Source organism: Mesorhizobium sp. 8, from assembly GCF_006351905.1.
GTDB lineage: Bacteria > Pseudomonadota > Alphaproteobacteria > Rhizobiales > Rhizobiaceae > Mesorhizobium > Mesorhizobium composti.
In genome coordinates this window covers 598,371-612,037 of the sequence record NZ_CP040914.1, presented here as the reverse complement: position 1 = coordinate 612,037, position 13,667 = coordinate 598,371, and the positions used below count along the sequence as shown (strand labels likewise).

Here is a 13,667-nt window from a genome sequence, read left to right as displayed (position 1 = left end):
GCCAAGGTCCATGCAACCGGCGTGCGCAGCGCGCGGCCTTCGGTACATGGCTCTCGTGCCGACGGCCGCGCGCATTCAGACCCTGATGCCGAAGCGGATGCCGTCGTAGATCGCCGCGTGGATGTTGCGCGAGGCGACAGCGTCGCCGATACGGAAGACGACGAAGCGGCCATCGGCATTCCGGTCGGGGAAGATGGCGCCGCCCTTCACCAGCCGCTCGTAGTCCACCGCGCCGAGGTTCTTCGACAGCGGTTTCAGTGCCAGATAGAGTTCGTCCAGCGGCGCGGTGCCGTGCTCGACCACCACCTGGTCGACGTGCCGTTCGGCGTTCCAATCTTTAGCAAAATCCGAAGACAACGTCGCAACCATTTGATTTCCTTCACGCCGCACCGCTTTCACCCGCGTGTTGATGGTGACGGTCACCTCCTTCTCGTGGAAGGTCTTCATGTAAGGAACATGGTTCATGCCACCCATCTCCGGCGCGAAGAAGCGCTCCGGCGAAACCAGTTCCAGCTTTGAGCCGGCATTGGCGATCAGTTCCGCCGCGCCCATACCCTGATGGCCGCCATTGTCGTCGTAGAGCAGGACGTTTTCCGCCGGCTTGACGCTGCCGGCCATGATGTCCCAACTCGACGTCACCAGGTCGTCGCCCGCCTCCAGCGGAGGGTTCTGTGGCAGGCCGCCGGTGGCGACGATCACGACGTCGGGCGACAGCGCCAGCACGTCGCCGGCTTCCGCCCAGGTGTCGTAGCGAATCTCGACGCCGAGCCGCTCAAGCTCGGCAAGGCGCCAGTCGACGATGCCGATCAGTTCCTTGCGGCGTGGATTGTGGGTGGCCAGACGCACCTGCCCGCCGGCCTGTCCGGACGCTTCCAGCACGGTCACCTTATGGCCGCGCTCGGCCGTCACCCGTGCCGCCTCCAGCCCGGCCGGGCCGGCGCCAACCACCACGATCTTTCTTGCCGGCCCTTCCGCCTTGCGGATGGTGTGCGGAATCCAGGCCTCGCGGCCGGTCGCCGCGTTGTGGACGCATAGCGCCTCGCCGCCTTCGTAGATGCGGTCGAGGCAGTAGGTGGCGCCGACGCAGGGGCGGATTTCATGCTCCCTGCCCTCCATCACCTTTTTCACGATATGCGGGTCGGCGATGTGGGCGCGCGTCATGCCCACCATGTCGAGCTTGCCCGTCGCGATGGCATGGCGCGCGGTGGCGACGTCGGAGATGCGCGCGGCGTGGAAGGTCGGAAACTTCGTCGCCGCCCGCACCTCGCCGGCGAAATCGAGATGCGGCGAGGAGCGCATGCCGGTGACCGGAATCACCTTGGTCAGCGCCGCGTCCGTCTCGATGGTGCCGCGGATGATGTTCAAAAAATCGACCTTGCCGGAATTGGCCAGCTGCCGGGCGATCTCTATGCCTTCCTCCTTCGACAGGCCGGCGGAAAGATCCTCGTCGGCGACCATCCGGATCCCGACGACGAATTTTTCGCCGACCGCCTTGCGCACCGCAGCGAGCACCATATGCGTGAAGCGCAGGCGGTTCTCCAGCGAACCGTTGAATTCGTCGTCGCGGTGGTTGGTGGCCGGAGACCAGAAGCCGTCCATCAGGTGGCCGTAGGATTCGAACTCGATGCCGTCCAGCCCAGCCTCCTGGCAACGCTGTGCGGCCGACGCGTAGTCGGCGACGATGCGCTCGATGTCCCAGTCCTCCGCCGTCTTCGGGAAAGCCCGGTGCGCCGGCTCGCGCACCGGCGAAGCGCTGAGCACCGGCAGCCAGTCGGCCTTGTTCCAACCGGTGCGGCGGCCGAGATGGGTGATCTGGATCATCACCTTGCAGTCGTATTGGTGGCAGTCGTCCGCCAGTTCCTTGAGCCACGGCACGATGGCATCGTCGTAGAGGTGCAGGTTGCCGAAGGCGGCCGGGCTGTCGCGCGACACGATTGCCGAACCCGCCGTCATCGTCAAAGCCATGCCGCCCCTGGCCTTCTCGGCATGGTAAAGCCGGTAGCGCGCCTTCGGCATGCCGTCCTCGGAATAGGCCGGCTCGTGGCTGGTCGACATGACGCGGTTCTTCAGCGTCAGGTGTTTTAGCTGATAGGGTTGAAGAAGCGGATCGTTGCTGGCGTTCATATGCTGGCGTTCCGATTGCATGTTAGGAGCCGCCCGCAAAGGAGCCTGCCCGATGACCATAACAGAGAAGCTTACTCAACTCGGCGCCCGGGTCGAGACGCCAGAAAGCCCGGATCAAGCGGTCCTGGAAACCGTACCCTATAGCCAGGGCGACGGCCCGCCGGCCATCGTGCGCTTCGCCTGCCCGGAATTCACTTCGCTCTGCCCGGTCACCGGACAGCCGGATTTCGCCCATATCGTCATCGACTACGCGCCGGACGCGCTCCTGGTCGAATCGAAGTCGCTGAAACTGTTCCTGACTTCGTTCCGCAACCATGGGGCCTTCCACGAAGATTGCACGGTGACGATCGCACGACGCATCGTGGCAGCGACGAAGCCGCTGTGGTTGCGCATCGGCGGCTTCTGGTATCCGCGCGGCGGCATCCCGATCGACGTGTTCTGGCAGACCGGCGCGCCGCCGGAAGGCGCCTGGCTGCCGGACATGGGCGTCGCGCCCTATCGCGGGCGAGGCTGAACTACTCGCACTGGTACTGGCTGAGTTCCCATTCGCCGGTGACGGAAAGCAGGTCGGCGATCTTCCACGCATCGCCGACCTTTTCGAGCTTCCATTCGAGGCGGTGCGGGTGACCGTCCTCGACGAAAGCGACGACCACCTTGGCGCGGTCGCCGTCGATCGCCTCCAGCATCTTCAGGCTGCCGGCGATGGCGTCTCTGTCGGCGTCGGCGTTGTCGAGCGCCATGTTGGGGTCGAGGCATTCGCCTTGCCCCGACTTTTCCAGCGCCTCGGCATCGTCCAGCACCTTCTTCGCCGGATCGACGAAATTGGAGCGCTGGGCCGGATCGCGTTCGAGGCCGAAATGCTCATAGAAGGGTTTTATCAGGGCCGTCGGCGAGCCCGGCTGAGCCGCGACCGGGGTATTTCCGCTCGGCGGCACCGCCGACGATGGCTTGGCAGGCGCGGCCCCAAGCAAGCCGTCCGCGCCGGCGGCGTTGCAACATCCCACCGCGCAGGCAAGGGCGAGCAGCAGCCGGACGGTCACTCGCATCGTCTATTCCAGGCTCTGGCCGGTCATGCATTGAAGTTGGCTGAGCGTCCAGCCATTGGTCCTGGAGGCGATGTCGGCGATCTTCCACTTGCCGTCGACCTTCTTCACCGACCAGACCATCTCGCGGGCGGCGCCTTCCATTCCGGCATCGGCAGGAAAGAGCGTCAACGTCGCGGTCACGGTGCCGGTATCTCCGTCCAGCGCCTCGACGAGCTTGAGCGTCTTCGAAACCGTCTTCTGGTCGAAATCCTGCGCGTCGAGGCCCGGATCGAAATCGATGCAGGCGATCACGTCCGGGTTTTTCCGGACCGCTTCATCGTTCAGTTCGAACAGCTTCGTCACCGGTTCGGTGAAGCGGTCGCGGTACTTCGGGTCCGGCTCGAAACGCACGTCAGGCGTGTAGAAGAATTTCACCGCGTTCGAGGCCGGTCCGGCAAACGCCGTCGACGGCGCGAGCAGGCACACAAGAGCGGCAATCGACGCGCGTTTCATTCCATCCCCTCGAACTTGACCCGGCTGTCCACAGACAGCCCCCGTCATCCCGGCTTTTTTGCGGCCAAGCCCTGCTTCGACTGCTCTTGGCCGGCGAATCTTCCTATACTGCGATCATGCCCATCCGCCAGCTTTCCGAAACGATGATCAACCAGATCGCCGCCGGCGAGGTCATCGAGCGTCCGGCGAGCGTGGTCAAGGAACTGGTGGAGAACGCGCTCGACGCCGGCGCGCGGCGCATCGAGGTGGTGACGGCCGGCGGCGGCCTGTCGCTGATCCGCGTCACCGACGACGGCGGCGGCATCGCCGAACCCGAGCTTGCGCTGGCGGTGGCCCGCCACTGCACCTCGAAACTCTCCGACGACATTCACGACATCCGCTCGCTCGGCTTCCGCGGCGAGGCCCTGCCGTCCATCGGCTCGGTGGCGCGGCTGTCGATCCGTTCGCGCACCGCAGCCGGCGACAGCGCCGCCGAGATCGGCATCGACGGCGGCCACGTCTCGGCGGTCCGCCCCGCCGCCGCCAACCGCGGCACGACGGTGGAGGTGCGCGACCTTTTCTTTGCCACGCCCGCCCGTCTGAAATTCATGAAGGGCGAGCGCGCCGAGGCCACTGCTATCACCGACGTGGTCAAGCGCATCGCCGTCGCCTTCCCGGCCGTGCGCTTCACGCTGGCCGGCTCCGACCGCTCGACGCTGGAACTGCCGGCCGTCGCCGAAGACGACCGGCTTGCCCGCATCGCGCAGGTGATGGGGGCGGAGTTTCCCGACAACGCGCTGGCCATCGACGCCGAACGCGAGGGCGTGCGGCTTTCCGGCCACGTCTCCATCCCCTCCTTCACGCGCGCCAACGCCTTGCTGCAATATGTCTATGTCAACGGGCGGCCGGTGCGCGACCGGTTGCTGGCCGGCGCCATCCGCGGCGCCTATGCCGACGTGCTGCCGCGCGACCGCCACGCGGTGACGGCGCTGTTCCTCGAACTCGAACCGGCGCTGGTCGACGTCAACGTGCATCCAGCCAAGGCCGACGTGCGCTTCCGCGATCCCGGCCTCGTGCGCGGGTTGATCGTCGGCGCCATTCGCGCCGCACTTGCCGGCGCCGGCATCCGCCCCGCCACCACGGGCGCCGCCGGCATGATGGCGGCATTCCGGCCGGGCGGCCCGGCCTACGACCATCCCGCGCAGGCCAACGGCCATCGTAGTTATGACACGGCTTTTCGAGCCTCAGGCCCAGTCGGTTTCGACGCGGCCCGCTCTCCCTACCGGCCGTTCGAGGCGTCGCATGCGAACGGTCTCGGCGAAACTTCGCAGGTGAGCTTCGACGCCGGGCCGCTCGCCAGCGCCGATGCCCGCGCCGGTCACGGCATTGTCGAGGACAGGCTGCTCGACACCGACTTGGGTGCGGCCCGCGCACAGGTGCACGAGAACTACATCGTGGCGCAGACGCGCGATTCGCTGGTCATCGTCGACCAGCACGCCGCGCACGAACGGCTGGTCTACGAGGCGCTGAAACAGGCGCTGCATTCGCGCCCCCTGCCCTCGCAGATGCTGCTCCTGCCGGAAATCGTCGACCTGCCGGAGGAGGATGCCGAGCGACTGGCGCTGCATGGCGAAACGCTGGCCCGCTTCGGGCTCCGGTTGGAACGCTTCGGACCGGGCGCGGTGGCGGTGCGCGAGACGCCCGCCATGCTGGGCGAGGTCGATATCGGACGGCTGGTGCGCGACCTCGCCGACGAGATCGCCGACAACGACACCGTCGACACGCTGAAGGACCGGCTCGACCACATCGCCGCCACCATGGCCTGCCACGGTTCAGTGCGCTCCGGACGACTGCTGAAGCCGGAAGAAATGAACGCGCTGCTCAGGCAGATGGAGGCGACGCCGGGCTCCGGCACCTGCAACCACGGCCGCCCGACCTATATCGAACTCAAGCTCGCCGATATCGAAAGGCTGTTCGGGCGGCGGTGACGGTTTATCTTTTCAGGTTGACGATCGCCACGCCGCCGAGCGCCAGCACGCCGCCGACGATGCCCATCAGCGTCGGCACCTCGCCCAGCCAGAAATAGCCGATCAGCACGGCGGTCGGCGAGACGATGTAGAGGAAGTTCGTGGCGCGCGCCGCCGGCAGGCGCGACAGCGCCACCGCCCAGGCCGCATAGGCGATCAGGCTCGGCACGATACCGAGATAGATCGCAGCACCCAGGCCGGCCGTGTCGGCCACCCGTGCCTGCGCCAGCGCCTCGGGAAGGAAGGGCGACAGGCAAAGCGCGCCCAGCACCATGTTGGAGGCCGCCACGTCCAGCGGCTTGAGGCGCAGGAACAGCGGCTTCTGCACGATGGTGTTGAGCGAGGAACAAAGGGCTGCGACCAGCACCAGCAGCGCGCCGGCATTGATATGAAACCCGTGTCCCTCGCCCATGGCGATGATGCCGATGCCGGCGAAGGACAGGAACGTGCCGATCCACGCCCATGTCGAAAACCGCTCGCCGAGCAGCGGCATCGCCATCAAGGCGGTAAGGATCGGGCTGACATTGATGATGAAGGCGGCGGCGCCCGCCGAAACCATCGTCTCGCCGATGTTGAGGACGGCCGTGTAAAGCGCGACGAAGACGGCGCCGCCGAAAGCCAGCCGCCACCAGTCGCCGAGCCGCGGCATGGCCGGGCGGCGGACGGCCAGGAAGAGTGCGGCGGGCACCGCGGCGATGGCGAAACGCAGCGCCCCGAGTTCAAGCGGAGCGAATGCGGTGAGCCCCGCCCGGATGCCGGGAAAGGCGGACGCCCAGCCGATCACCGTCAAGGTGATGGCGGCAGCGGCCACGATGTCGAAGCCCTTCGTGTCGCTGGTCGCTGTCGTCGTGCTCATCGAACGGCCCTTGTGCGTTCCCTCGGATGATTTCCTTGGGAAATTCGTGCTGCTGTAGCGTTTTCGCCCGGCACATGACACCTGTTTTGCGTCGTTGACAAACGAGTTGATCGAGGATCAGCTGTGAGCATGGATCACAGCTTGGAAGCGATGCTGCCGCTGGAAACGCTGCGCGCCTTCGACGCGGCGGCGCGCACCGGCAGTTTCTCAGCGGCGGCGGAGCGGCTGAACCTGACGCATGGCGCGGTCAGCCGGCAGATCGCCAAGCTGGAGGGCTGGGTCGGCCTGAAGCTGTTCGAGCGCGGCGCGCGCGGCGTTTCCCTCACCATCGAGGGCAACCGGCTGCATATCCGCGTCAGCGAGGCCTTCGCACTGATCTCCAGCCATTCCGACCGCTGGGTGGAACCGCGCGGCAGCGCCGTCGTCAAGCTCACCTCAATTCCCTCGATCAGCGGATTGTGGCTGATGCCTCGGCTTTCGTCGCTGGAGAATGGCGACACCCGCCTGCGCATCATGCTCGACATCGATATTCGCCAGTCGGACCTCGCCGACGAAGGCTTCGACCTGTCGATCCGCTGCGGTCGCGGGCGCATCGCCGAGCGCATCTCGCTGCAGCTGTTCGAAGAACACATCTTCCCCGTCGCGTCGCCGGAACTGGCGGCAAAGATCGGCGGTGGCGAGCCGGCGCGCCTGCTGCACTATCCGCTCATCAACGATTCCGACGCTTCCGGATGGCGGGCATGGTTCGGCCAGTTCGGCATGAACTACCATCCCCGGCCGCAGGACCGCCGTTTCGAGGACTACAACCTCGTTCTCGACGCCGCTTCCTACGGGCTCGGCATCGCGCTCGCCCGCCCGCCGTTGACGGAGCGGCAGCTGGCCGCCGGCCGTATCGTGCCGGTGGATGAACGCAAGGTTCTCAACCCGGTCTCCTACTGGCTCGACCGGCCGATCGGCCGGCCGCGCGCGGCAGCCGGCGAACTGGCGCATCGGCTGGGCCGCATGGCCGGTGTTGCGGCGGAGCGGATCGAGGCCTTCCTTGCCGCCGAGGAATAGGATGGCGCATATTTGCGGGCGTCGTGTCCGCTTGACCTCGCCGCGCATTTGTGGCCGATGGCGGGCATGAAGATGGACCCTGCGCAATGATGAACCGCTTTGAAGGCCCCGGCGGCCGCGAGGCCGGCATCCGCTATCTCGACGGCGATTTCCAGGTCACCAGTCCGGGCGCCTTCGTGCGCTGCGCGGTGACGGGCGAATCCATTCCGCTCGACGAATTGCGCTACTGGAGCGTCGCCCGGCAGGAGCCGTATGTCAGCGCGGCCGTTTCGCTCGACCGCGAGATCGCGATGAACCCCGGCCTGCGCAGCCGGCGCTGAGCGCCGGACTTATTGGCCCTTTTCGAGCGCAGCCAGCTTACGCCGCCGCCAGGCGGAAAGAGTTTCCTCGACGATGCGCTCGGGCGCATGGTCGAGGTCGAAGACCGTGCCGATCCGCAGGATTTCGAGGTGGTCGAGCAGCGCCGGCGGCGCCGTGTCGTGGGAAAGGCGCGCCGCGTCCTTCGCAGTGGTGATGAGCGACAGCCCCTCCTTGCGCGCCGTCGAAGCCAGTTCGTCGAGTTCGTCGGCGGCATAGAAATGATGATCGGGGAAGGCGCGGGCCATCGCCACCTCGCCGCCCGCCTCCGTGACGCTGGCGAAGAATTTGTCCGGATGGCCGATGCCGGCGAAGGCGAGAAAGCGCCGGCCGGCGAGATTCTGTCCGTCGAGCGGGCGCGTGCGGGCGTCGAAGATCGGCTTGCCGGCGCGTGCGGCACGGCGCACCACCGCATCGGCAGCGGTTCCCTCGCCCACCTTCAAAAGCGCGTCGGCGAACAGGAGCTGATCGCCGAGGCGCGCGCGCAACGGCCCGCCGGGAATGACATGGCCGTTGCCCAGCCCGTAGCGGGCGTCCACCACCAGCAGCGCGAAATCGATATGGATGCGCGCGCTCTGGAAACCGTCGTCCATGATGAGGAAGTCGCATCCGTGCCGGTCGATCAGCAGTTGCGCTCCGGCCGCGCGGTCGGCCGTCACGGCGACCGGCGCGTGCTCGGCCAGCAACAGCGGCTCGTCGCCGACATGCCTGGCGCTGTCGTGCGCGGCATCGACGACATGCGGCTCGGAAAAGCTGCCGCCATGGCCGCGCGACAGGAAGCCGGGCCTGAGCTCCATGCGCTTCGCCTGTCCGGCCAGCGCGATCGCCACCGGCGTCTTGCCGCTGCCGCCGACGGTGAAGTTGCCGACGCACAGCACCGGCGCGCCGACCTTTTGCCGCCGCGCCTTCTTCATGCGGCGGCCGGCGACCATGCCGTAGGCAAGCGACAGCGGCGACAGGGCGAAAGCGCGCCAGTCCGCCTTCTCCCACCAGAAAGGAGGCGCTTCGCTCGCCATTACTTCCCGTTGGCGCCCTTGAGGCGCGCCTTGACGATGAGCGGCTGGATGAACGGCTCGAGCGCCTTCAGGGTCCGGGCGAGCGCGCCGCGCATCTCCTCCACGGTCGCCGCACCCGCGGCCATCATGTCGTGCCGCGCCGCCTCGTTGGAGAGCAGGAAATTGACGGCGCCGGCCAGCATATTGCGGTCGCGCACCAGCTTGGCGCCGCCGCTGTCGAGCAGCTTCTGGTAGGATTCCCGGAAATTCTGCACATTGCGGCCGGCCAGCACGGCGGTGTCGAGCATGGCCGGTTCCAGCGGATTCTGGCCGCCCTCGGAAGTCAGCGAGCGGCCGACGAAGGCGATCTCGGTGAGCCTGAGATAGAGGCCCATTTCACCCACCGTGTCGCCGAGCAGGATGTCGGTGTCGGCGGTGACCTTTTCGCCCTTGCTGCGCTGCGCCACCTTGAGTTCCATCCCCTCGAAGGCGGTCAGCAGCGCTTCGGCGCGATCGGGATGGCGCGGGACGATGATGGTGAGCAGGCCGGGATGGCGGTGGCGCAGCGTCACATGCACTTCCGCCGCGATCATCTCTTCGCCGTCATGGGTGGAAACGGCCGCCCAGCTCGGGCGGTCTCCGATCTGCCGCTGCAAGGCAGCCAGCGCGCGCTCATCCACCGGCGGCGGCGGCGTGTCGACCTTGAGGTTGCCGGAAACGGTCACCGGCCGTGCGCCGAGCGCGCGGAAGCGTTCGCCGTCGACATCCGACTGGGCAACGACATGGGCGAGGTTCTCGAACAGCGCCTCGGCCAGGCTGGGACGCTTCTTCCACGAGGCGAAGGAGCGGTCGGACAGGCGGCCGTTGACGAGCACCTGCGGGACGCTGCGCGCGCCGAGTTCGAGGATGGTCATCGGCCAGATTTCGGACTCGGCTATGACGGCGAGGTCGGGCTGCCAGTGGTCGAGGAAGCGGCTGACCGCCGGCTTGAGGTCGAGCGGCACATATTGGTGGATGACGCGCCCGCCTAGGCGCTCCTCCGCGATCTTGGCCGACGTCACGGTGCCGGTGGTGAGCACGATGTTGACGCCGTGGTCGAGGATGCTTTCCACCAGCGACACGACGGCGATCATCTCGCCGATGCTGGCGGCATGCACCCAGATGAGCGGCCCTTCCGGGCGCGGGCGGCCGGCGAAACCATAGCGTTCGCGGCTGCGGGCGCGGTCTTCCTTGCCCCTGGAGGCGCGCCAGGCGACGTAGGGGCCGATCAGCGGATAGGCCGCCGCGCCGGCGAACCGGTACATGGACAGCAGCGCGCGGGCCCGGCGTTCGCTCATTTCGTGCCGTCCACCATGCGGTAGGCTTCGGCGGTGGCGGCGTTCAGCGCGTCGGTAACCTCAAGGCGCTTGCGCTCCATCTCCGCCTCGTCGGCGTCGGACGCCACGAAGATCGGCTGGGCCGCGATCAGGGCCGAGCGGCCGAAAGGCAGATTGATGGTGGTCTTGTCCCAGCTTTTCTCCAGCACCTTGCGGCGGCTGGTGGCAAGGGCTGCCGGATAGATCGGCCGGCCGGAGAGCTTGGCCAGAAGGATGACGCCAAGACCGGCGTCGCGCGGCGTGCCGTGCGGGATATCTGCGATCATGCAGACGTTCTTGCCCGCCACCAACGCCTTTTTCAGGGCGATCAGGGCTTTCGCCCCGCCCTTGTCGAGATTGCGGGCGCTCTCGCGGCCGCCGGAGCCGCGCACGGTCTCGATGCCGAATTTCTCGACCACCAGCGCGTTGATCTCGGCGTCGGCGCTACGCGACACCATGGCGACCAGCGGCCTGCGGCTGGGATAGAAGGCCGGCAGCAGTATGTGCTGGCCGTGCCACAGCGCCAAGATCGCCGGCTCCTCGCGCTCGAAGACGGTATTCTCGAACGCCGGCTGGCCGGCCACCTTCGGGTTGGTCAGCCGGATGAAGTGCATGGTCAGCTTGATCAGGCTGGCAATCATGTTCTTGACCAGCCTGGACTGCGCCAGCGGCGCGCGGATCCGCTTCCACAGGGTCTTGATCGCGCCGCGCTTCTTCGGCGCCGAGGTCTGCCCTGCCCGCGGATCGGCCGCCCGTTCGTCCATCGTCAAGCGCCGGCCTTGCTTTCGGGGTCGAGCAGGCGGTGCAGATGCACGACGAAATAGCGCATGTGGGCGTTGTCGACGCTTGCCTGCGCCTTGGCCTTCCAGGCGGTCTTCGCGCTCTCGTAGTCGGGATAGATGCCGACGATATCGAGCTGGTCGAGGTCGCGGAATTCCGTCCCGCCGAGCGTCTTCAGCTCGCCGCCGAAGACGAGGTGAAGCAGTTGCTTGTTCGCATTCTCGCCGGTCATGGACCGTCCTTCGCATCTTTTCGATTTGGGCGCTTCAAAGCAGCGTGCGTTCCGGCGAACGCGATGCCGCTGCTCCAGCCTGATTTCCCTTGCCGCATTCATGCGACGCCAGACGATTCCGCCCGGCTGCAAAATGCTCTAGAACAAAGCGCGTCACTTTGAAACCATTGAAATATCAACGACCGTAGCCGGCAACGATCCCGGCCATGACGTTCAGCAGCGCGCCGCTGCCCGCGCAGAGCGCGCCGTGGCGGATTTCCGCGCCGCCGTAGCGGGGCCGGCGGCCTTCACGGTCGAGCAGGCGCCCGCCCGCTTCGTGCAGGATGAGGTCCGCGGCGGCGATGTCCCAGTCATGCGCGTTCGGCTTTACGAAGGTCGCGTCGAGCGAACCGTTGGCGATCATCGCCAGCCGGTAGGCGAGCGAGGGAACGTAGGCGGCGCGATGGATGCGCTCGCTCCACTCCGGCGGCAAGGCGTCCAGCATCGGCTTCGGGCCGGCGACGTCGGGCCGCGCCGAGTCAGCGCGCACCGTGATACGCCTGCCGTTGCAGAACGCGCCCTGCCCCGGCACTGCCCAATAGGTTTCCCGCTTGGCCGGGCATTCGAGCACACCGGCGATGGTGCGGCCGTCCTCGACAAGGGCGACACTGACGCACCAGGTGTCCTTCCCTTCAAGGAAGCCGCGCGTGCCGTCGATCGGATCGACGACGAACAGGCGCCGCGCCTTCAGCCGGGCCGGATCGTCGGCGGTTTCCTCCGACAGCCAGCCATGGTCGGGACGGGCGGCGAGCAACGTCTCGCGCAAATAGGCGTCGGCGGCATAGTCGGCTTCGCTGACCGGCGAAGCGCCTTCCTTCATCCAGACCTGCGGGTCCCTGCCGAAATAGCGCAAGGCGATCGCGCCCGCCTGCCGCGCCGCGTCGAGCAGCAGGGCAAGGTCGGCGTCCGGATCGATCCGCGCTCGTGTCTCAGCTTCCGGCAAGGGTCATGCCTGCGATCATCAGGGTTGGCGCCGCGGTGCCGAAATTGCGGTCGAGGTCGTTCGCGGCTTCCATGGCGAGGAACATCGTCTTGAGGTTGGAGGCGATGGTCACCTCCGACACCGGATAGGCGAGTTCGCCGTTCTCGATCCAGAAACCGGAAGCGCCGCGGCTGTACTCGCCCGTCACCATGTTGACGCCCTGCCCGAACACCTCCGTCACGTAGAAGCCGGATTTCAGCGAGCCGATCAGGTCCCGCGGCGTGCGGCTGCCGGGCTCGATGGCGAGGTTGGTGGAGGACGGCGACACCTGCGAGCCGCTGCGCGCGCCGCGCCCGTTGGTCGCCAGCCCGAGTTCGCGCCCGACCGAGGTGGAAAGCGTCCAGTGGTTCAAGACGCCGTTCTCGACCAGCAGCAGCCGCTCGCCCTCGACGCCCTCGCCGTCGAACGGCCGCGACGCCTGGCCGCGTACGCGCAACGGCTCGTCGGTGACGGTGACGGCGGCGGACGCCACCTGCTTGCCCATCATGTCGCGCAGGAAGCTGGTCTTGCGGGCGACCGAAGCGCCGTTGACCGCACCGGCAAGGTGGCCGGCGATGCCGCGCGCCACGCGCGGATCGAACACCACGTCGACCGGACCGGTCGCGGCCTTGCGCGCGCCGATCCGCTTCACCGCCCGCTCGCCGGCCGAACGGCCGATCCAGTCGGGCGCGTCGAGATCGGAGAAATGCTGGCGCGAGGAGAATTCGTAGTCGCGCTCCATGCCGGTGCCCTCGCCGGCAATAACGCTGACGGAGCGCGAGAAGCGGGTGGCGACATACTGGCCGAGAAACCCATGCGAGGTGGCGAGCACCAGCCCGCCCATGCCGGCGCTGGCGCCGCTGCCGGCGGAATTGGTCACGCCCTTCACGGCAAGGGCTGCTTCCTCGGCGGCCAGCGCATCGTTCTTCAACTGCTCCGCCGACACCTCGGTGGCATCGAAAAGGTCAAGGTCACGCGGCGCCTTTGCGAGCAGCGCCGGATCGGCCAATCCCTGATACGGGTCCTCCGGCGAGACTTTCGCCATCGCCACGGCGCGTTCCGCCAGGGCCTTCGGGTCGGAGGCGGCGGTGGCAGACACCGAGGCGACGCGCTTGCCGACAAACACGCGCAGGGACACGTCCTCGTTCTCGGAAGCGCCGGTGTTTTCCACCTTGCCCAGCCGCACCGAGACGCCGGTGGAGCGGCCGAGCACCACCACGGCATCGGCCGCATCGGCGCCGGCGCGCGTGGCGGCCTCGACGAGGGCCGCGACGCGATCGGTGAGTTTGGCCGAATCCAGCCTGTCGGTCATGTCCACTTTCCTGTTTCCCGGACCACCATCTATTGTTCCGATCCGGCTTGTGCAAT

General features: G+C 67.3%; 14 protein-coding genes. 4 read left to right on the top strand and 10 right to left on the bottom strand.

Translation table 11 applies throughout. The annotated features are described in order from the left end of the window. Nucleotides 1–75: 75 nt before the first annotated feature. Nucleotides 76–2,124, bottom strand: coding sequence for an NADH:flavin oxidoreductase (locus tag FGU64_RS02855; RefSeq protein WP_139950795.1), 2,049 nt, complete (start codon nucleotides 2,122–2,124; stop codon nucleotides 76–78). 52 nt (nucleotides 2,125–2,176) lie between these two features. On the opposite strand from FGU64_RS02855, the gene queF reads away from it, so the two are divergent. Further along, nucleotides 2,177–2,638, top strand: coding sequence for a preQ(1) synthase (queF, locus tag FGU64_RS02850; protein ID WP_139950794.1), 462 nt, complete (start codon nucleotides 2,177–2,179; stop codon nucleotides 2,636–2,638). A 1-nt stretch (nucleotide 2,639) separates the two neighbouring features. On the opposite strand, the gene FGU64_RS02845 is transcribed toward queF, so the two are convergent. Together FGU64_RS02845 and FGU64_RS02840 are read right to left on the bottom strand one after the other, a co-directional pair. Next, nucleotides 2,640–3,170, bottom strand: coding sequence for a hypothetical protein (locus tag FGU64_RS02845; RefSeq protein WP_139950793.1), 531 nt, complete (start codon nucleotides 3,168–3,170; stop codon nucleotides 2,640–2,642). Nucleotides 3,171–3,173: 3 nt separating this feature from the next. Continuing rightward, complete coding sequence (locus tag FGU64_RS02840) at nucleotides 3,174–3,662, bottom strand: DUF3828 domain-containing protein (RefSeq protein ID WP_139950792.1); 489 nt, start codon at nucleotides 3,660–3,662, stop codon at nucleotides 3,174–3,176. 116 nt (nucleotides 3,663–3,778) lie between these two features. On the opposite strand from FGU64_RS02840, the gene mutL reads away from it, so the two are divergent. Beyond that, nucleotides 3,779–5,629, top strand: a complete 1,851-nt coding sequence (mutL, locus tag FGU64_RS02835) for a DNA mismatch repair endonuclease MutL (RefSeq protein ID WP_139955248.1) — start codon at nucleotides 3,779–3,781, stop codon at nucleotides 5,627–5,629. Between the two features lie 4 nt (nucleotides 5,630–5,633). Here mutL and FGU64_RS02830 read toward each other — a convergent pair whose 3' ends face one another. Continuing rightward, nucleotides 5,634–6,524, bottom strand: coding sequence for a DMT family transporter (locus FGU64_RS02830; protein WP_139950791.1), 891 nt, complete (start codon nucleotides 6,522–6,524; stop codon nucleotides 5,634–5,636). 129 nt (nucleotides 6,525–6,653) lie between these two features. On the opposite strand from FGU64_RS02830, the gene FGU64_RS02825 reads away from it, so the two are divergent. Further along, complete coding sequence (locus FGU64_RS02825) at nucleotides 6,654–7,580, top strand: LysR family transcriptional regulator (protein WP_139950790.1); 927 nt, start codon at nucleotides 6,654–6,656, stop codon at nucleotides 7,578–7,580. 86 nt (nucleotides 7,581–7,666) lie between these two features. Next, the gene (locus FGU64_RS02820) at nucleotides 7,667–7,900 is read left to right on the top strand and encodes a DUF2093 domain-containing protein (protein WP_139950789.1); all 234 of its coding nucleotides are present in this window, start codon (nucleotides 7,667–7,669) and stop codon (nucleotides 7,898–7,900) included. Between the two features lie 9 nt (nucleotides 7,901–7,909). Here FGU64_RS02820 and lpxK read toward each other — a convergent pair whose 3' ends face one another. From lpxK to FGU64_RS02790, 6 genes are all read right to left on the bottom strand, one after another. Then, nucleotides 7,910–8,953: a tetraacyldisaccharide 4'-kinase gene (gene lpxK, locus FGU64_RS02815; protein ID WP_139950788.1), complete on the bottom strand. Its 1,044-nt coding sequence runs from the start codon at nucleotides 8,951–8,953 to the stop codon at nucleotides 7,910–7,912. Continuing rightward, a complete protein-coding gene (gene waaA / locus FGU64_RS02810) occupies nucleotides 8,953–10,269 on the bottom strand; it encodes a lipid IV(A) 3-deoxy-D-manno-octulosonic acid transferase (protein WP_139950787.1) in 1,317 nt (438 codons plus the stop codon). The genes lpxK and waaA overlap by 1 nt, the downstream gene beginning before the upstream one ends. Next, nucleotides 10,266–11,051, bottom strand: coding sequence for a lysophospholipid acyltransferase family protein (locus FGU64_RS02805; protein ID WP_139950786.1), 786 nt, complete (start codon nucleotides 11,049–11,051; stop codon nucleotides 10,266–10,268). The genes waaA and FGU64_RS02805 overlap by 4 nt, the downstream gene beginning before the upstream one ends. Nucleotides 11,052–11,053: 2 nt before the next feature. Then, a complete protein-coding gene (locus FGU64_RS02800) occupies nucleotides 11,054–11,299 on the bottom strand; it encodes a DUF4170 domain-containing protein (RefSeq protein ID WP_136355816.1) in 246 nt (81 codons plus the stop codon). Between the two features lie 175 nt (nucleotides 11,300–11,474). Then, a complete protein-coding gene (locus FGU64_RS02795) occupies nucleotides 11,475–12,281 on the bottom strand; it encodes a 3'(2'),5'-bisphosphate nucleotidase CysQ (RefSeq protein WP_139950785.1) in 807 nt (268 codons plus the stop codon). Then, nucleotides 12,268–13,611 (bottom strand): TldD/PmbA family protein, encoded by a 1,344-nt coding sequence (locus tag FGU64_RS02790; RefSeq protein WP_139950784.1) that lies wholly within the window; start codon nucleotides 13,609–13,611, stop codon nucleotides 12,268–12,270. Before FGU64_RS02790 ends, FGU64_RS02795 begins: the two co-directional genes overlap by 14 nt. Nucleotides 13,612–13,667 lie beyond the last annotated feature (56 nt).